Annotated in this window: 15 protein-coding genes; 4 read left to right on the forward strand and 11 right to left on the reverse strand. The window is 36.0% G+C overall.

Annotated elements, in window-relative coordinates; genetic code table 11:
* Nucleotides 1–42: 42 nt before the first annotated feature.
* The 4 genes from folE (at nucleotide 43) to lgt (ending at nucleotide 3,675) form a co-directional block, all read left to right on the forward strand.
* On the forward strand, nucleotides 43–714 hold the full coding sequence (gene folE / locus EKM02_RS08300) for a GTP cyclohydrolase I FolE (RefSeq protein WP_126454086.1): 672 nt from the start codon (nucleotides 43–45) through the stop codon (nucleotides 712–714).
* Between the two features lie 141 nt (nucleotides 715–855).
* The gene (cysS, locus tag EKM02_RS08305) at nucleotides 856–2,334 is read left to right on the forward strand and encodes a cysteine--tRNA ligase (RefSeq protein WP_126454088.1); all 1,479 of its coding nucleotides are present in this window, start codon (nucleotides 856–858) and stop codon (nucleotides 2,332–2,334) included.
* Between the two features lie 75 nt (nucleotides 2,335–2,409).
* Nucleotides 2,410–2,667 (forward strand): membrane protein insertion efficiency factor YidD, encoded by a 258-nt coding sequence (gene yidD, locus EKM02_RS08310; protein WP_126454090.1) that lies wholly within the window; start codon nucleotides 2,410–2,412, stop codon nucleotides 2,665–2,667.
* Nucleotides 2,668–2,721: 54 nt separating this feature from the next.
* A complete protein-coding gene (gene lgt, locus EKM02_RS08315; RefSeq protein ID WP_126454092.1) occupies nucleotides 2,722–3,675 on the forward strand; it encodes a prolipoprotein diacylglyceryl transferase in 954 nt (317 codons plus the stop codon).
* A 60-nt stretch (nucleotides 3,676–3,735) separates the two neighbouring features.
* Here lgt and EKM02_RS08320 read toward each other — a convergent pair whose 3' ends face one another.
* The 11 genes from EKM02_RS08320 to EKM02_RS08370 form a co-directional block, all read right to left on the reverse strand.
* Nucleotides 3,736–4,350, reverse strand: a complete 615-nt coding sequence (locus EKM02_RS08320) for an acyloxyacyl hydrolase (protein WP_126454094.1) — start codon at nucleotides 4,348–4,350, stop codon at nucleotides 3,736–3,738.
* A gap of 134 nt (nucleotides 4,351–4,484) precedes the next feature.
* Entirely contained in the window at nucleotides 4,485–7,457 is a 2,973-nt protein-coding gene (secDF, locus tag EKM02_RS08325) for a protein translocase subunit SecDF (protein ID WP_126454096.1), read from the reverse strand.
* A gap of 226 nt (nucleotides 7,458–7,683) precedes the next feature.
* A complete protein-coding gene (mdh, locus tag EKM02_RS08330; RefSeq protein ID WP_126454098.1) occupies nucleotides 7,684–8,619 on the reverse strand; it encodes a malate dehydrogenase in 936 nt (311 codons plus the stop codon).
* Between the two features lie 86 nt (nucleotides 8,620–8,705).
* Entirely contained in the window at nucleotides 8,706–10,649 is a 1,944-nt protein-coding gene (gyrB, locus tag EKM02_RS08335; protein ID WP_126454100.1) for a DNA topoisomerase (ATP-hydrolyzing) subunit B, read from the reverse strand.
* Nucleotides 10,650–10,833: 184 nt separating this feature from the next.
* Nucleotides 10,834–12,450 carry an asparagine synthase B gene (asnB, locus tag EKM02_RS08340; protein WP_126454102.1) on the reverse strand — a complete coding sequence of 539 codons (1,617 nt, stop codon included), beginning with the start codon at nucleotides 12,448–12,450 and terminating at the stop codon, nucleotides 10,834–10,836.
* 442 nt (nucleotides 12,451–12,892) lie between these two features.
* On the reverse strand, nucleotides 12,893–14,518 hold the full coding sequence (locus EKM02_RS08345; RefSeq protein WP_126454104.1) for an amidohydrolase: 1,626 nt from the start codon (nucleotides 14,516–14,518) through the stop codon (nucleotides 12,893–12,895).
* 172 nt (nucleotides 14,519–14,690) lie between these two features.
* Complete coding sequence (asnB, locus tag EKM02_RS08350) at nucleotides 14,691–16,367, reverse strand: asparagine synthase B (protein ID WP_126454106.1); 1,677 nt, start codon at nucleotides 16,365–16,367, stop codon at nucleotides 14,691–14,693.
* A 269-nt stretch (nucleotides 16,368–16,636) separates the two neighbouring features.
* Nucleotides 16,637–17,086, reverse strand: coding sequence for a hypothetical protein (locus EKM02_RS08355; RefSeq protein WP_126454108.1), 450 nt, complete (start codon nucleotides 17,084–17,086; stop codon nucleotides 16,637–16,639).
* Nucleotides 17,087–17,209: 123 nt separating this feature from the next.
* The gene (locus EKM02_RS08360; RefSeq protein WP_158614732.1) at nucleotides 17,210–19,015 is read right to left on the reverse strand and encodes a TonB-dependent receptor; all 1,806 of its coding nucleotides are present in this window, start codon (nucleotides 19,013–19,015) and stop codon (nucleotides 17,210–17,212) included.
* A 66-nt stretch (nucleotides 19,016–19,081) separates the two neighbouring features.
* On the reverse strand, nucleotides 19,082–19,945 hold the full coding sequence (locus EKM02_RS08365; protein ID WP_126454110.1) for a PhzF family phenazine biosynthesis protein: 864 nt from the start codon (nucleotides 19,943–19,945) through the stop codon (nucleotides 19,082–19,084).
* A 74-nt stretch (nucleotides 19,946–20,019) separates the two neighbouring features.
* Nucleotides 20,020–23,034 carry a tetratricopeptide repeat protein gene (locus EKM02_RS08370; protein ID WP_126454111.1) on the reverse strand — a complete coding sequence of 1,005 codons (3,015 nt, stop codon included), beginning with the start codon at nucleotides 23,032–23,034 and terminating at the stop codon, nucleotides 20,020–20,022.
* Between the last annotated feature and the right edge of the window lie 307 nt (nucleotides 23,035–23,341).

Genomic DNA, 23,341 nt, shown 5'->3' on the forward strand with positions numbered 1-23,341 from the left:
TTACCCCTTAAATATTTACACCAACAATAATAGTTGCTTTTAATGATAAAAAACGAAGAATTTCAAGACGAAATAGGAGAAAACCATATTAGTTTATCCGCAAAAAATCCAGTACGAGATGATGCTTTTGCCATTTCTGATGAGGAAAAAATTGAAAAAATAAAAAAGGACGTGGAGAGCATTCTAATCACACTTGGAATGGACTTGACCGATGATAGTTTAAAAGGCACGCCCAATCGTGTTGCCAAAATGTTTGTAAAGGAAATTTTTGGCGGTTTAAATCCTGCTAAAAAACCAAAAGCATCTACATTTGACAATAATTACAAGTACGGTGAAATGTTAGTTGAAAAAAACATCATCGTATATTCTACCTGTGAACATCATTTATTACCAATTATAGGAAGAGCGCACGTAGCTTATATTTCAAACGGCAGAGTTATTGGTTTGTCTAAAATGAACCGTATCGTAGAATATTATGCTAAAAGACCTCAGGTTCAGGAGCGCTTAACCATGCAAATTGTTCAGGAATTACAAATCGCATTAGGTACAGAAGATGTAGCCTGTGTAATCGATGCCAAGCACCTTTGTGTAAATTCAAGAGGAATCAGTGATATTGAAAGTAGTACCGTAACCTCTGAATTTGGCGGAAAATTTAAAGATAGTGTCACTCGCAGAGAGTTTTTAGATTATATTAAATTAGAAACTAAGTTCTAGTCCTCTCCCCGACCCTCTGCAAAGGAGCGGGAGCCTAGCTTGGTAAGGTGAGAACAAGATTACAACAATTATTAATAACGCATTCACGTCTCAACTCCCTCCCCTTTGGGAGGGCTGGGGTGGGGAAAACAATAATCTACAATGCCATTATACAATAGCCAAAATCTAAAAATATACAATTCTCTTTCAGGAGAAAAAGAAATTTTCAAACCTATTCATGAAGGAAATGTAGGAATGTATGTTTGTGGACCTACAGTTTACAGCAATGTACATCTTGGAAATGTGCGTACCTTTATGTCTTTTGACGTGATTTTTAGGTATTTTTTGCATTTAGAATACAAGGTACGCTACGTTAGAAACATTACGGATGTGGGGCATATTGTAGACGATGTGGATGAAGGTGAGGATAAAATTGCCAAAAAAGCACGTCTGGAACAACTGGAACCAATGGAAGTAGTGCAACGCTATACGGTTGATTTTCATGAAATTTTGAATGCTTTTAACTTTTTGTCACCAAGTATCGAACCCACTGCAACGGGACATATTATTGAGCAAATTGAAATTATCAAAACCATAATTGAAAAAGGAATTGGTTATGAAGCCAATGGCTCTGTTTATTTTGATGTGGTAAAATTTAATGAAACCAATCATTACGGCAGATTAAGTGGCCGAAACATTGAGGATATGCTAGCCAATACCAGGGATCTTGACGGGCAAAGTGACAAGAGAAATCCACAGGATTTTGCGCTTTGGAAAAAAGCGGAAACTCAACATATTATGCGTTGGCCTTCGCCATGGAGTGATGGATTTCCGGGATGGCATTTAGAATGTACAGCAATGAGCACTAAATACTTAGGCAATCATTTTGACATTCACGGTGGCGGAATGGACTTAAAATTCCCGCATCATGAGTGTGAAATTGCACAAAACGAAGCCTGTACCGGTCAAACTCCGGTTAATTATTGGCTCCACGCCAATATGTTGACTTTGAACGGAAAAAAAATGGCAAAATCTACGGGAAATAATATTTTGCCAAGAGAAATATTGACTGGAGAAAACACCGTTTTAAGTAAAGCTTTTTCAGCATCAGTAGCACGATTTTTTATGCTCCAGGCGCATTACAGAAGTATTCTTGATTTTTCTGATGATGCCATTGTTGCTGCCGAAAAAGGATACAAACGATTGATGGAAGCGATTAATTCGTTGAAAGAAATCACTGTTCACACAAAAAGCACCGTTGACATTCCGGCTTGGAAACAAACCTGTTATGATGCAATGAATGACGATTTTAATACTCCTATTTTGATTGCGCAGTTGTTTGAAGGTGTACGTTTTATCAATTTACTAAAGGATGAAAAAGAGACCTTGAATGCGGAAGATTTAAACCATTTTGCAAAAACAATGCATGCATTTGTGTTTGACGTATTAGGATTAGAAGACGAAAAAGTCTCGGACAGCAATAACGATAAGTTAGAAGGAACGGTCAATATGCTTATTGAAATGAGAAAACAAGCTCGCGACAATAAGAATTTTGCACTTTCTGATCAAATAAGGGATCAATTAATTGTATTAGGAATTCAGTTAAAAGATGGTAAAGAAGGAACTTCGTTTAGTATCTAGTTCGCTAAATACCGAAATCGATTACAACTGAAAAATAATTTTGAGTAACAACAGAGAAGTTTTAATTTTAAAATCATGTTATCAAAAATCATCATTTACCCATTTTTACTATTGGTTCGTTTCTATCAAGTGGCTATTTCACCCTTTACACCTGCGGCTTGTAGATTTGAACCCACGTGCTCCTCGTATATGATTGAAGCTTTACAAACCCACGGTTTGTTTTATGGCGGGTTTTTAGGTATAAAACGTATTTTTAGTTGCCATCCTTGGGGAAAAACCGGCTATGATCCGGTTCCCAAAAAATCATGTACCCATAAAGATTCTCTTTTTTAATACGAATTTTACATTTAATCTCTATTTTTACGTCAAACATATAAAATACAATACATGACACACGCTTTAAACATCGTTTGGAATCCATCAGAAGGAATTGATTTAGGCTTTTTTATCATTCGTTATTACAGTTTAATGTTTGTAATTGCTTTTGGATTAGGCTGGTATATTATGAAAAATATCTTTGATCGTGAAGGGGAATCAATAGAAAAATTAGATTCGTTATTTATCTGGACAGTATTAGCGACCTTACTTGGTGCACGTTTGGGTCACGTTTTCTTTTACGATTGGGAGTATTATCGCAATCATTTATTGGAAATTTTTATGCCAATACGAGAAAATCCAAACGAAACGATTTTATACATTATAAAAGGATGGGAATTCACAGGTTTTCAAGGTTTAGCAAGTCATGGTGCTGCCATATCAATAATTATTGCTATGTATTTTTACAGTAAAAATATATTGAAAAAACCCCAGTTATGGATTTTGGACCGGGTGGTTATTCCTGTTGCAAGCGGTGCTATTTTCGTCAGATTGGGTAACTTTTTTAATTCGGAGATTATTGGTCATAAAACGACTTCTGACTTTGGAATAAAATTCTTGAAAGACCATTTTAGTGCTATGGACGCGGTCAATGCGACTCAAATACCCAATCCTCAAGCTGCGTACTCAGCCATTGCGAACGACCCTAAATTTGTCTCTTTACTGGAACAAGTTCCGGTAAGACATCCTACTCAATTGTACGAGGCATTCTGTTATATTTTTGTCTTTGCAGTCTTATTTTTCCTGTATTGGAAAACCGAAAAAAGAAGGTATACCGGATTTATATTTGGTATGTTCCTGGTTCTTTTATTTACAGTCCGTTTTATAGTAGAATCTGTTAAGGAAAGTCAAGGCGGTTTTGAAAGTGCTTTAGGTTTATTTTCAACCGGACAATGGCTTAGTATCCCCTTTATTCTTATAGGACTGTATTTTATTCTTACATCAGAAAAAGAAATAACAAACTAAATAACAATACGTTACAACAAAAAAAAAGCGTTAGCTGCATCTTAGTAGCTAACGCTTTCTTTATAACGAAAATGAGAACCCAAAGTCAATGTTTTTAGTCGTATATCCCGCATTGGTTTTCTGTAATCCCCCATTAGACACATGACGAATATTTGGTCTTACGTCTAAAGTCACACCCTTGAGCCTGAAAGTAAATCCTAACGCTAAAACATCTGAAAAAGCAAAACCTTTGGAGAGTCGTTCCGTTTCTGTATCTGTAATCATTGGACCTATGCTCCCTAAAACATAAATACTCGCCGATTTAAAGACCGGTTTTCGCATTAAAAAACCAAGATTAAGAACGTATTCTTTTACATCTTTTAGCTTTGTATAGCGCTCCCGTTTTACAATATAATCTGGATCATCGGGCTCCACAAAATAAATATTTAGGAGTTGATGGCTTGCAAAATTAATTTCTGGCTGAAGCACTAGTGCGTATTTAAAATTCTTCGTTTGTTTTACAACATAATAAATTTGCACCTTATAAGACTTATTTGTAAAGGTATAATTTCTGTTCTTAAATTCATCTCCTATTCCATACGAAAAACCCAAATCAACTTTACTTGCCTTTTCTTGGGCATAAAATGGAATTGTACAAAGGACTAAAACTAAAATAACTAATACTTTCATCCGCATAACTAATAGTATTTTGGTTTATCTGATTATACAGTTTTCAAAAAAGGAATTAAAATCAGCTTTGAAGTTACAAATAAAAAAAGAGATTCAACTTACGCTGAATCTCTTTTTTTTGATGGTGTAAAAAACTGTTTCTAGTTTTCTAGATGCGCCTTTTCGACTCTGTCTTTATCTTCTTTTGAGATGGTGTCTACAAGTACTGGTGTTGCAATAAACAATGAAGAGTACGTCCCTACAATGATACCAACTAACATAGCAAATATAAATCCTCTGATAGATTCTCCTCCAAAAATAAACATGATCAACAACACCACAATCATCGTCAAAGAGGTATTGATAGTTCTTGACATCGTTGTATTAATAGATTGATTTACGATTTCAGAGAAAGAACCTTTAGTTTTTCCGGCTAAATATTCACGAACCCTGTCAAATACAATAACTGTATCATTCATAGAATACCCAATAACGGTTAGAATCGCAGCAATAAAATGCTGATCGATTTCCATACCAAAAGGCATAAATTTATAGCACAATGAATAAATTCCTAGCACAAAAATAACATCGTGGGCAACAGCAGCAATCGCTCCTAAACTGTATTGCCATTTTCTATAACTGATCATCAAATATAAAAACACGATTGCCATTGCTCCAAGAACCGCCCAATAAGCATTCGTTTTAATATCTTCAGCAACTGTTGGCCCTACTTTAGACGCTTGTAAAATACCGAGTTTTTTACCATCATAAGCATTAACAAATTTATCATACGTCATATCAGCTGAAAAATGTTGTTTTAAAGTAGTAAACAATAATTTATTTACTTCTTCGTCTGCTTTGATTCCTGGCTCTTCCACTTTGTATTTAGTGGTAATTTTCAATTGATTATCACTACCAAAAACTTTTACTTCGGCACTACCATCAAAAACTTCCGCTAGCTCTGCTTTTACTGTTTCAGTTTCAATTGCTTTTTCAAAACGCACTTGAAAAGTTCTTCCTCCTACAAAGTCGACTCCTTCATCAAGACCGTTAATTGCTAATGAAGTAAAACTGATAACAACTATAATACTAGAAAATAAATACGTCCATTTTTTAACTCCCAAGAAATTAAACTTGAAATTGACAAACATATTTTTAGAGAAATTAGTAACAAACGTCAAATTGTTCTTTTTACTAATGTTCCAGTCAATAAAGATTCGTGCAATAAAAATTGAAGTAAACAATGAGGTTATAATACCGATTAATAACGTAGTAGCAAACCCCTTAATTGGCCCTGAACCAAAAATGAACAATACGGCTCCGGTCAAAATATGCGTAACATTGGCATCCGTAATCGAGGACATTGCTCCTCTCCAGCTGTAGGAAGTTTTAACGGCTTCTTCTAGTGTTTTACCCGCACGCAACTCTTCTTTTGCTCTTTCGTAGATAATGATGTTCGCATCAACAGCTGTTCCCATTGTCAATACGATACCTGCAATACCTGGCAATGTAAGAACTGCACCAATACTTGCTAAAATTCCGAATAAGAAAAGTAAGTTAACCGCTAATGCAATATTAGCATACCAACCTGCTCTACCGTAATAAATCATCATCCAGAGTGACACTAAAAGCAATCCTAACAAAGCAGAATTAGTCCCGTTGTCAATTGCTTCCTGACCTAAGGATGGCCCTACCACTTCTGACTGAATAATATCTGCAGCAGCCGGCAATTTACCTGCTCTCAATACATTTGCTAAATCTTTAGTTTCTGTAACATCGAAAGCTCCTGAAATTTCAGACCTACCACCTGAAATTGGACCTGTAGAAACTCCTGGTGCAGAATACACCACATTATCAAGAACAATAGCAATATTACTTTTTTGAGTGTAAGCTCTACCAGTTAATTCTTCCCATGCTTTTGCACCTTGTCCGTTCATTTGCATTGAAACCGCTGGTTTACCTGATTGGTCAAAGGTATCTTTTGCATCAGTAACCACACCACCAGCCATTGCCGGTACATTGTCTCGGTTTCCTTTTAAAGCATATAATTCTACTGCTTCAACAGCTTTTGCTTTATCGTCTTTAATAGTCAAAGGTTTTCCCCAAACAAATTTCACATACCGCTGGTCTGCAGCCAATAAAACTCTAATATCCGCTCTTTTTAAATATCCGTTTACAACAGCCGTATCTTTTGGAGAGAAAAGTCCCAAAACTGGACCTCCACCTTGACCAATGATTTTATCAAACAAAGGATTATTCCCCTTTTTTGCATCAGCTGAATCTTTACCATCCGAAAGCAAAGCGCTCAAAGAATCTTTCACAACAGGTTTAGCTTCGGCAATATTGATTTCAGTTTTCTTCAATGACTCGTTAGCTGCCATCAAAAAATTACCAATTTCTTCTATTTTATATGTTTCCCAAAACTCTAGTTGAGCGGTACTTTGTAATAATCTTTTAATTCTGTCTACATCTTTAGCCCCTGGAAGTTCTACAAGAATTCTTCCCGTCTCCCCTAATTTTTGAATGTTAGGTTGGGTAACACCAAATTTGTCTATACGCTCTCTCAATACACCAAAAGCACTTTCTACAGACTCATCTACTTTTCTTTTGATTACTTTTTCGACCTCAGCATCGGTCATTTGAAAATCGACTCCACCTTCACCTTGCAAACTTCTGTTTGCAAAAATATCAGGAGAAGCTAATTTTACGGTCCCTTTTGAATTCGCTTCAAAAGCATTGAAAAATGCATCTAAATAGGTTTGATTTCCTTTTAAATTTGCTGTTGCATCAGCCAAAGATTTATTAAAAACCGGATTTTTTGAGTTATTCGATAAACCTTTCAATATGTCTTTAACAGATATTTGAAGTATTACATTAATACCTCCTTCTAAGTCAAGACCTTTGTTGATTTGCTTATCACTTACTTCATTATAAGTAAAATTAGTAAACCCAAGGCTAAATACTTTTTCTTTACCGATAGAATCTAAATATTTAGCTTCTTTATCAGGGTTTCCACCCGCAAAAGATTTCGCATCATTTTTAATTTTGCTCGCGACAAAAGTGAACGAAAGTTGGTAAATACTTACCAATGCAAATAGAATTGCGAAAAATTTAATAAGTCCTTTATTCTGCATTATTACTAAAAATTAATTATTTTATATTTATTTATTTTTGCTTTAAACCTTATAAAAGAACACTTTACATTCGTTTTTTATATTATAAAAGAATATATCGAGCTACTTCATTTTTTTTAAACCGAGCAAATATATAATTAACGGTAAGATTAACCAATTTATTTATAGATTAATCTCAAGAAAAAGACTGCAAAGATGCAGTCTTCTCTTTTTTATATGTAAATTTTTATACCAAAATCGATTTTAAAGCGTCATTCATTTGTCTGACAGCGTCTGCACTTTTAGCAAACAAGGCTTTTTCAGCATCATTTAGTTTAATGTCAAGAATTTCTTCTACTCCATTTTTACCAATAATACACGGAACACCAATACAGATATCATCCTGACCATATTCTCCTTCAACGAAAACAGAACATGCAATCATTTTCTTTTGATCATTTAAAATACTATCCACCAAGAAAGCAACGGAAGCTCCTGGAGCATACCATGCCGATGTTCCAAGCAGTCCTGTAAGTGTAGCTCCACCAACCATAGTATCGGCAGCTACTTTTTGCAATTCCTCTTCCGATAGAAATTGTGAAACCGGAATTCCGTTATAAGATGCTAATCGTGTCAAAGGAATCATAGTAGTATCTCCGTGTCCCCCAATAACCATTGCTGAAATATCATTGGCCGGTTTGTCTAAAGCCAAAGACAAATACGTTCTAAAACGAGAACTGTCTAACGCTCCACCCATCCCAATAATTCTGTTTTTTGGCAATCCCGTAGATTTCAATGCCAAATATGTCATGGTATCCATAGGATTAGAAACGACCACTATAATAGTTTCCGGTGAATGCTTCAATACATTTTCAGCAACCGTTTTCACTATTCCTGCATTAATTCCTATTAATTCTTCCCGAGTCATTCCTGGTTTTCTTGGAATTCCAGATGTAATTACCACTACATCACTTCCTGCTGTTTTAGCATAATCATTGGTAACACCTGATACTTTGGTATTAAAACCAGTATTGGTAGCACATTGCATGATATCTAACGCTTTTCCTTCAGCAAAACCTTCTCTAATATCCAATAGTACTACTTCGCTGGCAATTCCTCTATAAGAAATCACATCCGCGCATGTCGCTCCTACATTTCCTGCTCCTACAATGGTAACTTTCATATTTTAAAGTTTATTCGGTTATTTGTTAATTTGGTTACTTTTTTTTGCGTTATTCTATTAGAATAAAAACGGATGATTACGTTACGTTACGCATCAATATTTGCGTAAACTGCATTTTTCTCAATAAATTCTCTTCGTGGTGGTACTTCATCACCCATTAACATTGAGAAAACTCTATCGGCTTCCGCCAAACTGTCAATAGTTACCTGACGCAATGTTCTAAAACTTGGATCCATTGTAGTTTCCCATAATTGCTCTGCGTTCATCTCTCCAAGACCTTTATAACGTTGAATTCCTGCACTTCCGCCCATTCTTTCATTTGCCTGATCACGTTGTAAATCATTCCATGCGTATTCTTTTTTGTTTCCTTTTTTAACCAAATACAAAGGCGGTGCGGCAATATATACGTGCCCTTGTTCGATTAATTCTTTCATAAATCTAAAGAAGAACGTCAAGATTAAAGTAGAAATATGACTACCATCGACATCGGCATCACACATAATGATTACTTTGTGGTAGCGTAATTTTTCGATATTTAATGCTTTGCTGTCTTCGGCAGTTCCTATTGTAACGCCTAGCGCAGTAAATATATTTCGAATCTCTTCGTTTTCAAAAACCTTATGATGCATTGCTTTTTCTACGTTCAAAATCTTACCACGCAAAGGTAAAATAGCTTGAAACATGCGATCACGACCTTGTTTTGCGGTTCCTCCCGCCGAATCTCCCTCGACAAGGTATACTTCACATTTTGCTGGATCCTGTTCTGAACAATCTGATAATTTTCCTGGCAATCCACCGCCACCCATTACGGTTTTGCGTTGTACCATTTCACGTGCTTTTTTGGCTGCGTGACGTGCTTGTGCTGCAAGAATAACTTTTTGAACAATGATACGGGCATCATTTGGATTTTCTTCCAAATAGTTTTCAATCATCTCACTTACCGCTTGACTTACAGGAGAAACAACTTCTCTGTTCCCAAGTTTCGTTTTCGTTTGTCCTTCAAATTGTGGCTCCTGCACTTTTACCGAAATAATAGCGGTCAATCCTTCCCGGAAATCGTCTCCTGAAATATCAAATTTCAATTTGTCTAACATTCCGGAAGCATCTGCGTATTTCTTTAACGATCTTGTAAGACCGGTTCTAAAACCTTGCAAGTGCGTTCCTCCCTCGTGTGTATTAATATTATTTACATAAGAAAAAATATTTTCCGTATAACTGGTGTTGTAAATTAACGCCACCTCAACCGGAATTTCTCCTTTTTCATGATCCATAGAAATTACGTGCGCAATAATTGGCTCACGGTTCCCATCTAAGTAACGGATGTATTCTTTTAAACCTTCGTCAGAATGAAATACTTCTGAAACAAAATTTCCGTCTTTATCAAATTCTCTTTTATCCGTAAATGTAATCGTGATTCCTTTATTCAAATAAGATAATTCACGCATACGAGCCGATAAAGTATCATACGAATACTCAATAGTTTGGGTAAATATGCTTGGATCCGGATAAAAAGTAACAATTGTCCCTCTCTTAGTCGTTTCACCAATTTGCTTAACCGGGTATAACGCTTTCCCTTTTTCGTATTCTTGTTCATATATTTTACCATCACTGCTGTGAACGGTAGCTCTCAAATGGTTTGACAATGCATTTACAACCGAAACCCCAACACCGTGAAGTCCTCCGGAAACTTTATACGAATCTTTGTCAAATTTTCCTCCGGCACCAATCTTGGTCATTACAACCTCTAACGCTGAAACCCCTTCTTTTTTATGAATCCCTACCGGAATACCACGCCCATTATCTTCAACAGAAACGGATCCATCTTCATTAATATCAACTATTATGGTATCACAATGGCCTCCCATTGCCTCATCAATAGAGTTATCCACAACCTCATACACTAAATGATGCAGACCTCGAACTCCCACATCTCCAATATACATCGAAGGACGCATCCTTACGTGTTCCATTCCTTCTAATGCCTGAATACTATCTGCTGAATAACTGTCCTTCTTGATTTCTTCGCTCATATATATTTTATTCTAAAAAAAATGTACTTTTTGTCTAACACGCAAATATATAAAAACGCAAATTATATAACCGTTAAATTACCTTTTTAAGCCCTTAAGTTATTAACATTTGTTCATATAATTACAAAAAAACGCCCTCAAAATTGAGAGCGTTCTTCATTTATAAAAAATTTAAATTATTGTTTCAAACTACAACTCCTATTTTGGCAATTTCAGTATCTGCCTGAACGTGTGCCGCATTCGCTCTTCCGCTTGGATCAAGGTTTTCCTGCCATTTTGGAATCCACTTCCTAACCGTTTGTGCCGCACTTACTTGAGGATAATATTTATTAAATACCGACCTGTAAAAATACGCTTCTTTGGTTGTAGGAGAATTATACGGAAATTCAGCTGCAGCTCCGGCTAATTGCTCATCCGTAACTTGCGTAGCACAATAATCAATTAATTCATCAATCCAATTGTATCCTACTCCATCCGAAAATTGTTCTTTTTGTCTCCACAAAACCTCTTCCGGCAGATACGGATTGTCAGGCGTATCAAATGCTTTTCTTAAAATGTATTTTTCTTTTCCATCGTACGTTTTAGGCATCTTTTCTTCGGCTTTAATGCGAATTGACACATCCAAAAACGCTTTGTCTAAAAACGGAACTCTGGTTTCTAATCCGTGCGCCATCGTTGATTTGTCCGCTCTTAACAAATCGGCGGTAAACAATTTCTGTACTCTTTCAATAGTTTCCTTTTGGAAATCCTCCGCCGAAGGTGCATTTCTAAAATACAAATATCCCCCAAAAATCTCATCGGCTCCTTCGCCTGAGAGCACCACTTTTACACCTAAATCCGTAATCGCTTTCGACAAGAAATACATTGGTGTACTTGCTCTAACCGAAGTCACGTCATACGTTTCTAAATGCCAGATTAATTTATCTAAGATTTTTATTCCTTCTGCAACAGTAAAATGAATTTCATGATGTTCAGTCCCTAAAAATTCCGCTACTTTTCTGGCAGCCGCAGCATCTGGCGCATCCGCATTTAATCCAATAGAAAATGATTGTAATTTTTTGCCGCTTTCCGCCAATAACCTAGAAGCAATTGCTGATGTTAATGAAGAATCCAATCCTCCTGAAAGCAACACTCCAATGGGTACATCGCTCATTAAACGCTTACGAGTTGCTTCAGTCAACGTTTCCCTGATTAAATCCAAATCTAATTCTTGGTCGGCTTTTAAATAATCTTCATATTCCGGTTTGTAATATTTCACAAAACCTGTTTTTTGAGTATAATAATGTCCCGGAGGAAAAGTAGAAAATGTTTTACACTGATCCGCAATAGGTTTCATTTCGGAGGAAAAATAGATCCTTCCTCTTTCGTCCAAACCATAATACAACGGTTTCACTCCCATTGGATCTCTGCCGGCAATAAAATCATCGCCATCTACTACCACAAAAGACCAGTCGCCATCCAGCATATTGCAAAAATCGTATCCAAACTCTTCGTACAAATGCACAATAACCTCTGAATCTGATTTGGTTCTAAAAGCATGCCTTTTCAACACACCATCTCTCAATTCCTGATGATTGTATATTTCGCCATTATGAACCATATAGGCCGTTTTTGTGCCTTGTATCGGTTGTTTTCCAGAATGTAAATCAATTATAGACAATCGTTCGTGACTTAAAATATGCCCTTTTTCAGTAACATGTAAATCACTTTCATCCGGACCACGATGCGTCATTCTTTTTGAAAGTGCTCCAAACAATTGTTCCTCTTTTCCTCTTCCGATAATGGCTAATATTCCGCACATAACTCTATATTTTTATTTTTTCCCAATTCTAAGTCGACAAATATGCAATAGCAGTTACAAATACAAAACACAATTATGATATTTAGTTACTATTTAAAACAAAAAGATGCATTTTGTCTTAAAAATGTAATTCAAATACCAATAAATTAAAATATTCTATTACAGCTGTAAATTATCGCTACATTTTAAAATAAACAGCATTAATTTTAAACATATAAGTCATGTAAGTTTAAAAAAGTCAGTTTCTCAAATCGTTATTAAAAGGAAAATAAGTTAAAAAAGTTCTTTGCAAGGCTATGTGACTTTACTTAAATGAACTTTTAGTTTTATTTAATTTTATTCAAATTAAAAACTTATATGACTCCTATGTTTTAACAATGTATTCTACAAAATGCTATTGTTTGCAGAATTAATCGTAAATTATAAAAGGCTGACAATTCAATTACTTCACTTTCTGACCTTTTAAATAGGTATTCGTTGGTTTCATTTTTACTATCATATTCTCTTTCACCATAATTAAATCCTGGTCAAACATCACAAAATCAGCCCATTTTCCTACTTCCAGACTTCCTTTTTCTTTTTCTTCAAAATTAGAATAGGCGGCCCAAATAGTCATTCCTCTTAAAGTTTCAACTCTAGTCAACGCATTTTCCATTTGGAAACCACCTTTTGGATATTCCTTACTGTCTTTTCTGGCTACAGCAGCATGAAAAGTAAGCATCGGATTCACTTCCTCTACTGGGAAATCAGTTCCAAGAGCTACCATTCCAGCTTTTTGAAGTAATTTTTTATAAGCATAGGCATTTTTCAATCTTGCTTTTCCCAATCTGTCTTCAGCCCAATACATATCAGATGTGGCATGCGTGGGTTGAACCGAAGGAATAATTCCAAATTTGAAATAGTCAAAATCCGCTTCACGCAAAACTTGAGCGTGCTCAATTTTCCATCTTCGGTCTTTTGTGCCTGTCAAAACTTCTCTGTAAATTTTCAAAATCACCGTATTTGCTGAATCGCCAATGGCATGCGTATTCAACTGAAAATTTGAAGCTGCAATTTGTCTAGCTACATCGCTTAATCCAGAAATTGGTGCCAACAAAGCGCCATATTCGCCTGGCTTATCGGAATACGGTTTGTGCATGCACGCGCCACGCGAACCCAAGGCACCATCACCATACATTTTAAAGGAACGCACATTTAGATTATCTGTTTTATAAATTCCTTTTTTTAAGTATAAATCAATGTTTTTTTGATTTGCAGTAATCATTGCATATACATTAAGCTTCATCACTTTTGCCTTTTGCAAACTATCCATCAAGTGAATAATGTCCGGATCCAATCCTGCATCATTTACAGTCGTCAATCCGTAATCAAACATCACTTTTTCGGCATCAAGCAAAGCGGCTATTTGTGTTTTACGAGTTGGTTTTGGAATTATTTTGAACACTAATTCCATTGGATTGTCTACTAAAATTCCTGTTGGCTCCCCGTTTGCAATTTCGATCTGACCACCAACAGCTTTCGTATCCTTTGTGATTCCTGCTAACTTCAAAGCTTTACTATTCACAATAATGGCATGACCGTCGATTCGATTTAAAACTACAGGAATATCAGGAAACGCAACATCTAAATCTGCTTTTGTTGGATATTTTTTAACTTTCCAATCGTTTTGATCCCAACCATTACCCACAATAAAGGTTAGATTTTTATCTTTTTGAAAAGCCTTTAAACGGGAAATTATTTCGTTCATGCTTTTGGTACCGCGCAAATCCGCTTCCTGCAAGCTCAATCCATAGCTATAAAAATGGCAATGCGCATCAATCAGGCCTGGATAAATGAATTTGCCTTCCGCATCTATCGTATTCTTGGATTCATATTGTTTTGAAATTTCACCATTAGTCCCAATAGCGATAATTTTACCTTCATCGATTGCCATAGCCGAAGCTTTCTCAAAGGAGTTATTGACAGTGTAAATAGTGGCACCGGTAATAATGGTATCAACGGAAATCTTATTTTTTTGATCACACGAAATCAATAAAAATAAAACAAAGAATAAAGTAATATCTCTCATAATAAACATTTTAGTTTTGCTAATATAAAGAACTCCTCCTAATTATTTTAGACAATGTGTAATTATAACGTTTTTTCAAATTCTAAACTACTCTCGAAATATATTTCTCATAAAAAAACGCTCTCAAAATGGAGAGCGTTTTATCTATTTATAAAATCTTATTTAATTGTATTTATGCTTTTGCATACGCATCATCATGCACACTTGCCACCGCTCTTCCGGACGGATCATTCATGTTTTTGAACGCTTCATCCCATTCCAATGCAATTTTTGTACTACACGCCACACTTGCTTCTTGCGGCACACACAAAGCAGCTGCATCACTTGGAAAATGCTCATGAAAAATCGAACGGTAATAATATTCCTCTTTTGAAGTAGGAGTTTGCAACGGAAATTTATATTTAGCATTTGCTAATTGTTCATCCGAAATTTCAACAGCGACAACTTCTTTTAACGTATCAATCCACCCATAACCGACACCATCACTAAATTGTTCCTTTTGTCTCCAAGCTACACTTGGCGGCAACATCTCTTCAAAAGCTTTACGAACCACCCACTTTTCCATAGGATGTTCTGTATTGATCATTTTATCTTGTGGATTAACGCGCATCGCCACATCCATAAATTCTTTATCTAAAAATGGAACACGTCCTTCAATTCCCCATGCGGCTAAACTTTTGTTCGCTCGTAAACAATCGTACATGTGCAATTTACCTAATTTACGTACGTTTTCTTCGTGAAACTCTCTCGCGTTTGGCGCTTTGTGGAAATACAAATATCCTCCAAAAAGTTCATCTGCTCCTTCACCTGACAATACCATTTTGATACCCATCGATTTAATAACTCTTGCCATCAACCACATTGGTGTCGACGCCCTTATTGTAGTCACATCGTAAGTCTCCAAGTTGTAAATTACATCTTTAATTGCATCTAACCCTTCTTGAATAGTGAATTTAATTTCGTGGTGAATGGTTCCAATATGATCCGCAACTATTTGCGCCGCAGCTAAATCCGGAGAGCCCTCTAATCCCACCGAGAAAGAATGCAATTGCGGATACCAAGCATCGGCAACATCTCCGGATTCGATACGTTTTTGCGCATATTTTTTGGCGACAGCCGAAGTAATCGAGGAATCTAAACCTCCTGAAAGCAAGACACCATAAGGTACATCGCTCATTAGTTGTCTGTGAACAGCAGCTTCTAAAGCCACTTTGATTTCATCAATGCTGGTTACGTTGTCTTTTACAGCATCATAATCTATCCATTCTCTTTTATACCATTGTACAAATTCGCCATCTTTACTTGACATATAATGTCCTGGAGGAAACAATTGAATTTTAGTACAATAGCCTTCTAATGCTTTCAATTCAGAAGCCACATAAAAAGTTCCGTGTTCATCCCAACCTATGTATAATGGAATAATTCCCATGTGATCCCGAGCAACAAAATACTCGTCTTTTTCGACATCATAAATAGCAAATCCAAAAATCCCATTCATTTCATCTATAAAATGAGGCCCTTTTTCTTTGTAAAGTGCTAGAATTACTTCGCAGTCACTTTCGGTTTGAAAGTTATATTTACCCTCAAATTGTTTACGTAATTCTCTGTGGTTGTAAATTTCACCATTTGCGGCTAAAACAAGTTGTTTGTCTTCACTGAACAACGGTTGTTTCCCTGAAGCAGGATCAACGATTGCCAGTCGTTCGTGAGACAAAATGGCTTTTTCATTACTAAAAATTCCACTCCAGTCCGGTCCACGATGACGGATAATTTTAGACATTTCTAATACTTGCGGTCTTAAAACTTCCGCTTTTTGTTTTAAATCAAAGGCACATACTATTCCGCACATAATTTTTTTGTTTAAAGTTTAAGGTTTGCTTCGCCTGTTCGAGTAAAACTCTCGAGTCAAGTTATAAAAGAAACCTGCTTTGTTCATTTTGATAGGGCAAAGATGAAGTTATAGTTCTAATTGAAAAACGCAAATACTCTTTTTAGTTATAATTTATAACTAAAAAATAGAATTTACGTTTAAACCGTAATGGAAAGGCGCTAAAAATAGAATTGAAGTTGCGGATTGTAAAATGGGACGCGGATGAGACGGATGTAAATAACGGATTTTTATTTAATATCCTCAACCAAATACTTCGTACCATTTATCTCAAAAGTAAATCCTTCTTGATTTCCCATCAGTTTATTTCCCAAAGGTGATTGTGGTGATAATGCGATAATATTGATTCCTTCGACATTGATTTTAGGAAGTGCCACACTCAGGTACAAATAGATTCCGTTCGCTTTTACCAAGCTCCCCACAATAATCGTTTCGGCGATTACAGTCGCATCAATTTTATCCAAAACTGTTTTTTGATCCAGTACTTCTCTCAATTTACGATTGAGTTTTTCCTGCTCAATGTGCATCATAGACAAAGCGGTTTCATGTTTATCTCCGGCTGAACCTTTAGCATCGTTTTTAGAATCTTCGGTAAGTGCCACAATCATGTCTTTGAAAACATCGATTCGATCCTGAACTAATTGCAGGTAATGGGTATGTATTTTTTGTTTGAAAGTCATAAGTAGATTTACATGCCTGAAAGGGTTCAAAACCCTGTCGGGCATTCAAAGTTTTTAAATAAAAAAAGCGAAGATTGTTTTACTTTTCGGCTCCTTCTCCTTCGGGGAGGGCTGGGGTAGGGATTAAAAATCAAATTTATAGTTCACGCCTAAAATCACCTGAAATCCCTGCACTGGATAATTTTGCCATTTTTGGTAGGCATTATTAGTGATATTATTGGCTCTGGCGAAAGCAGTCAATCGGTCGCTATATTTGTAACCAACATTTGCATTGACATCAAAATAAGACTTCAAAGTTACAGGAGCAGCGTTAGTCACCACATTGGTATTAACCTGAAAATCTTTTCGCTCGCCCACATAGAACACATTTGTACCAGCAAACCACTTCTCTGTTATGTTAACATCCAAGCTTGAATTTAATTTTATAGCCGGCAAATTCCACGCTTCTTGTTGAAAATCATTTGTAAAACTGCTAAAGCTTCCGTTGATTCCAAAAGTCACGTTCTTAGAAAAATCAGCTTTTACTTCTCCATAAAAATTCAATGTTCTCATATCGTCATACACCACTTGAAAAGAATTCCCAAAAGCATAGTCCTGATTGGTTGCATTTTCATTGTAATCATTGCTTTTAAACAACGCCTTATTGCGCTCATTAATATAGGAACCTCTTATATTATAACTCATATTATTAGTCAATTTCCCTTTTAATCCTGCAAAAACATCATACTGCTGATCCGTAGGTGCAATAGCGAGTGTTGGTGACAAAAAAGGATTTTCATCTACAAAGTCCTGGTACGAGTTTTGTTTTAAATTTCCTTCGGCTCCCGCATAAAAAATCATCAAATCACCAACAACATTATAGGAAGCGTTAAATTTTGGATACACAAAAAATTTATTATTGCTGTTTTGATTGTCCAGACTATAAAAAATAGCGGCACCAATATTCAGTGTCCAATCCTCCTCCTGCATCACAAAACTAGGTGCAATTCCCAGATTTGTAAAACCGTATTTGATTGGTTCTGTATTGGTATTTAAATAATTATTATTGAAACTTCCACCAACATAATCTACGATTAAGTCCGTTTTTACAGCACTATCCATCACATCAAATTCTACAGTTGGCTTGGCGTAAAACCTATTTTCTGAAGAATCAAAAATATCAGAAAAATGATTAAATTTCAGACTCATTTTATTAAAAAAACTTTCGTTAAAGTCTACATTTCCTCCTAACGTCAGCGTACTGTAGGATTGCTGTGGCCTGATTCCACTGATCAAGATTGCTCTGTCCTGAGGCGCCAGCGTAGTACCAAAATCAGCCGGTAATCCATACCAATTGTAAGTTTGGTTTTGATATCCTAAATCCAGATTCCATGAAACTTCTTTTCGATTTGATCCATACATCAAATCAATCGAAGTGTCATAAAAACGATCGTCCAGAATCACATTTTCAATACCCCCTTGGGAGGAGTGATGCCGAAACATGCCACCAATATAATCCGTAGCATTAAGGTCATGATTCACATATAATTCCCCTATAAAGGTTCCGTAATTCCCTACACCAAATGTGGCGTAGTTTTGAAACAAAACGGCTTCTTTTTCTTTCTCTACACCTGCTGCTTTTCCTTTAGACGGCGTGAAAGTTGATGCTACCGGGAAAGAGAAAATAGTATACTTTACGGTTTCCTTTTTCGTATTATCTTCTTGGTCCAGCGGCGGTGTTTCCTTCACTTTGAAAGCATCTAATATGGTTGGTGTGTAGGGTTTGACTACATTTACGGTCTCGGTACCTATTTGCTCTTTCTTTTGTGCAAATGAAACTTGAGAAACGAAAAGAAATAAAATCCCCAACCCAACGCTCCCCAAAGGGAACGGATCCGAAAACGTTACGCTATTATTTATAACCGATATTACTTTGTTTTTAAATGTCATGTTTTATTTTTTTACTGCTAACTTCCTACTGCTACTTTTTTTACTACTGCATTTTTAACCGGTACGTTACACTTCCCATTCTCCTTTTGCGAGGTATTGTGTTTTTCCCCCAATTTTAATATCAAACTGATTTTCAGCTAATTTTCCATCGAAATAAATCTGAGAGGCTCTGTTTATAAAATCGCCCTGATGATTAATCATTTGAATTTCCGGCGAGTGATATTTTAAAAGAAAAGCCTGTAAACACGTGCTCGCACTTCCCGTAGCCGCGTCTTCTATAAGCTGATTCGCTTCAATACAAAACATCCTGCTACTCAGCTTTTTTTCTACCAAACAATAAAAATACAACGCTCTATGACTGGTTTTGCAGTGTGAATGCAGCCATTCGTTCATTTTATCCTTATCAAGAATCAAATGCTCTAGTGCCTTTTTACTTTTAATAGGAACAATCACAAAAGCGCTTCCTGTAGTCACTTCCTGAATGGGAAATTTATCCTCAAAATCAGCTTTGCTTAAATTGCTGAAGGATAAAAAATCTTCCGTTAAAAAAGTATTCAAAAACTCCGGTTGAGCCGCCTGTAGCCAAACCAAATCTCCCGATTGATGTACCGGAATTTCACCAATTGGAACCGACAGCGAAATCTTTTCAGGTTTATTCTCAAATATTTTATGCATCAAAACCCATGATGTTCCTATGATCGGATGGCCTGCAAACTGCATTTCGTGGTCTGGTGTGAAAATCCTAATCGCAGCAGTTTTATTCTCCGGTTGAAGCTTAGTAATAAAGGTGCTTTCGGCAAAGTTGATTTCGCGGGCAATTGTCTGCAGCTGCTGGTCGCTCAAGAAATCAGCCCCTAAAAAAACCGCGAGTTGATTGCCTGTATATTTATTTTCTGCAAAAACATCAACGATGTAAAAAGGTAGATTCATTCCGTATGTTTTTTTGATTTTCAGTTATTTTTTCGCGTTGATTTTGGTTGTTTTTCTAACTTCCACTCACAGCTTTATTTAGTTATCGATGCATTTGTTTTGGACTCTTCCGCTTTGATTCTGTCTAATTCAGTTTGTGCCTCTGAAACTACATCCTGAAAATCAGTAAAATTCTGAATGACGTTTTCTAAAATGTAAGTCGCCTGATAGCTGTCTTTGAGTCCGTAAAAATTTTTCGCCATTAAGACTAATCCTTTGGCTCCAAAATACTTATAGCTCGCATAATTTTCGGCTAATTTTTGAACGGCAACATTAGAAGCTTCAAAATTTTCTTCTTTATTTTTAAAATAAGCATCGTAGTACAGGGCTTCGGCCGCTAATTCCCCCTTAGCAATTGTCATTACTTTGGCATAAGCCGCTCGTGCTATGGCTTCATCACCAGTTTGCATTGCTGCGCGTGCAATGATAATTTGCGCATCACTTTTGACATTATCATCAGTCTTTGGATTCATTAAGACTTTCTCCGCGTACACTACTGAATTTGAATAGTCCTTATTTTCATAAAAACATTTCATCAGATTGGATTGTGCAAATGTTTTATTCTGAGAAACATCTGCTTCGTTTTCTAGACGGGACAATACCGGAATTGCTTTGTCATATTCCTTATTTTTCAGAAAAAACTGTGCCAAACGCACTAAAGATGGCTCCGTAAATTCACTTCTGGATTGGGCTATTACAAATTCATAATTAGGAATTGATTTGCTTTCAGATCCTTCAGAAAAATACAATTGCGCCAGGTAATAATTAGCCTTTAAGGCATGTATTCCTGGCGAAAATTGACTTAAATACCCACTAAAACCTGTAATTGCCTGTTTGGTATTGTTTTGTTGAAATTGTTTTTCGGCAGCTTCAAATGTATCATTATCCAGCTCTGCATCCGTGACAGCCACAAAATCTAGGGTACGTACCCAAGTTGCATATTCATCTACTCGGCCCGTATCTACGTAAATTAATCGGGCTGCAGCTACTGCTTCTAATGCCTCCGGAGACCGAGGAAATTCAGCCGCTACTTTCTTAAACTTCACTACTGCCTGATCATTCCTGTCTGAATTAAAATAAATTAATCCCTGGCGCAAAATAGATTTTGAGGCAAAAGAACTCTTTTTTAATTCTGTATTCAGTTGCTCATATGCTTTTAAAGCCAAATCATTTTTATTTTCGGCAACATATGTATTCCCTAGTTCAAATAAAGCATCATCTCGGTAACCCGATTTTGGATACAATTGTAAAAAAGCATTCAATTCCTCTATTTTTTTATCGTTTTTATCCATAAATCCATAGGAAATTGCTTTTTGAAAATACGCATAATCCGCATCGACACTTTTAGAGGCTATCACTTTAGAGTACGCATCCATTGCGGGACCGTATTTTGAGGTTACAAAACGACAATCTGCCAAACGCAAATACGAATCATTCAAACGCACTTTATCCTCTGGTGCTTTTTCAATCTGATTTTCGAAATAATTCCCTGCCTGATCGTACTCTTTCAATTTGAAATAGGCATACGCAATCGTGTAATTGTGATTTTTATATTCAGGAGTTTTTGAGGCTTGTGCAAAGCCTGCAAATTGTTTGAAACTCAACAACGCATTTTTAAAATCATTCAAAACATATTCTGTTTCTGCTTTCCAGAAAGCCGCTCTGGCAGTAAAATACGGATCTTTCTGTTCGTTCATAGACTGCGTAAACATAGTCAAGGCTTCCGGATAATCACCGTCTGTATACAATTCTAACCCATTGAAAAAAGTAACTTTCTGGTACGCTAATTTGTTTTCAGGGGATTTGTTTTTTTCCAATATTACTAAGGCCTCTTTATAGTTTTTAGAAGAAATATAAGAATCAATCAAGAGTCTTTCTATTTCTGAACGGTTGGCATTATTGGGGTATTTCTTCAAAAAAGCATGCAAAATTGCAGGCACACTTTGATAGGAATTTCCAAGTTCATAGCTTAATTTAGCGTAATTCAAACCCGCATCTTCCTGTATTGCTTCGTCAAATGACATTTCCGAAGCATTTTTGAAAGCATTTAAAGCTTGCTGTTTCTTGTTTGTATTGAGGTAACTTTCCCCCAAATGATAATAGGCGTTTTGTGCAACAAAATCTTTCCCACCTATGATTTTATTGAACTGAGAAATGGCGTTTTCGTAGTCTTTTTGTTTGTAATACGCATATCCTAATTGGTAAAAATCCGTATTATTCCATCTTCCTTTTTTACCTTGATAAGCAACTAAATAGGGAATTGCGGTATCGTATTTTTTTAAATTAAAATAGCTTTCGCCAATGATTTTATTAAATTCCGATTTTTCTAAAGGATTTGATTTGGCCATTGCTTTTTCCCCTAAATCAATTGCGTTTTGGAAATTTCCTAATTTAAAATTCATATCCGCCTGATAATAAGACAGTTTTTCCTTGTATTTTTCTTCTCCGGAAACGGCGTCAAAATATTTTGTCGCTTGCTTATAATCATCTCCTTCATAGGCCATGAATCCCAAGTAATATTTAGCTTGCGAACCATATTCAGGAGCATTCACCACTTTATTAAAATAAACAGTTGCCTCTTTTTTCTTTTTGGCATTAAAAAAACTATACCCTTTTTGAAAATTAAACTGGTCTTGCTCCTTTCTGCTCAGATTCCTTTCATCCACTTTGTCAAACCATTGCAGGGCTTGGGGGTAATTTCCCAAACTAAAATGATACTGTGCCACCTCGATATACGCTTGATTTTGTTTGACACTCGTAGGATAATCCGAAACAAAGCGTTCCATCATCTGATCTGCATTGGCTTGATTAGTACGAATGGCGCAATTTGCCACATAATAGGCACAATCTGATTTTAATTCATCGGTGCCGGCGGATTCTTTTACTTTATTAAAAATAATTTGTGCCGATGCATATTGTTCTTCGTTAAACAACGAAACCGCTTTGTTGAAATCCTTTAAATCGTGGGTATAAATAGTTGATTTTTGTGCCGAAATACTGATAGTGCTACTAATGAAGAAACTACAGAAAAGCCAAGAAATTTTACGCATTGTGGTTTTATTTTAATAATTCAAATGTATTGCATTCTGATCTTTATAACGAATTGCGATTGGTTTTTATTATGAATATTTTTTTTAACCGTTTATAATTTAACCTTCTTAAAACAGATTGACCAATTATTATACCTTTTAATAACCTGACCACCGGATCCGTTAACACAATAGTAACGGACAACGAGTTTTGGCTTAACACCTTAAAAATATCTTTACTTTAATAAATTTATGCTTGTCCGTTTAGTTACCTATAATTCATTCCATTGATGATTAACTCCAGCAATGATTAGTCTTTCCATTGTTT

The organism is Flavobacterium sp. RSP49 (assembly GCF_003968735.1).
In the GTDB taxonomy this organism is placed as follows: Bacteria; Bacteroidota; Bacteroidia; order Flavobacteriales; family Flavobacteriaceae; genus Flavobacterium.

Bases quoted from the DNA above. Each gene is read 5' to 3' on its own strand.
- mdh (WP_126454098.1), bottom strand. From the start codon at position 8,619: ATGAAAGTTACCATTGTAGGAGCAGGAAATGTAGGAGCGACATGCGCG.
- EKM02_RS08370 (WP_126454111.1), bottom strand. From the start codon at position 23,034: ATGCGTAAAATTTCTTGGCTTTTCTGTAGTTTCTTCATTAGTAGCACT.
- yidD (WP_126454090.1), top strand. From the start codon at position 2,410: ATGTTATCAAAAATCATCATTTACCCATTTTTACTATTGGTTCGTTTC.
- asnB (WP_126454106.1), bottom strand. From the start codon at position 16,367: ATGTGCGGAATAGTATGTGCCTTTGATTTAAAACAAAAAGCGGAAGTT.
- EKM02_RS08355 (WP_126454108.1), bottom strand. From the start codon at position 17,086: ATGACTTTCAAACAAAAAATACATACCCATTACCTGCAATTAGTTCAG.
- cysS (WP_126454088.1), top strand. From the start codon at position 856: ATGCCATTATACAATAGCCAAAATCTAAAAATATACAATTCTCTTTCA.
- secDF (WP_126454096.1), bottom strand. From the start codon at position 7,457: ATGCAGAATAAAGGACTTATTAAATTTTTCGCAATTCTATTTGCATTG.
- EKM02_RS08360 (WP_158614732.1), bottom strand. From the start codon at position 19,015: ATGACATTTAAAAACAAAGTAATATCGGTTATAAATAATAGCGTAACG.
- EKM02_RS08320 (WP_126454094.1), bottom strand. From the start codon at position 4,350: ATGCGGATGAAAGTATTAGTTATTTTAGTTTTAGTCCTTTGTACAATT.
- EKM02_RS08345 (WP_126454104.1), bottom strand. From the start codon at position 14,518: ATGAGAGATATTACTTTATTCTTTGTTTTATTTTTATTGATTTCGTGT.
- lgt (WP_126454092.1), top strand. From the start codon at position 2,722: ATGACACACGCTTTAAACATCGTTTGGAATCCATCAGAAGGAATTGAT.
- folE (WP_126454086.1), top strand. From the start codon at position 43: ATGATAAAAAACGAAGAATTTCAAGACGAAATAGGAGAAAACCATATT.
- gyrB (WP_126454100.1), bottom strand. From the start codon at position 10,649: ATGAGCGAAGAAATCAAGAAGGACAGTTATTCAGCAGATAGTATTCAG.
- asnB (WP_126454102.1), bottom strand. From the start codon at position 12,450: ATGTGCGGAATATTAGCCATTATCGGAAGAGGAAAAGAGGAACAATTG.
- EKM02_RS08365 (WP_126454110.1), bottom strand. From the start codon at position 19,945: ATGAATCTACCTTTTTACATCGTTGATGTTTTTGCAGAAAATAAATAT.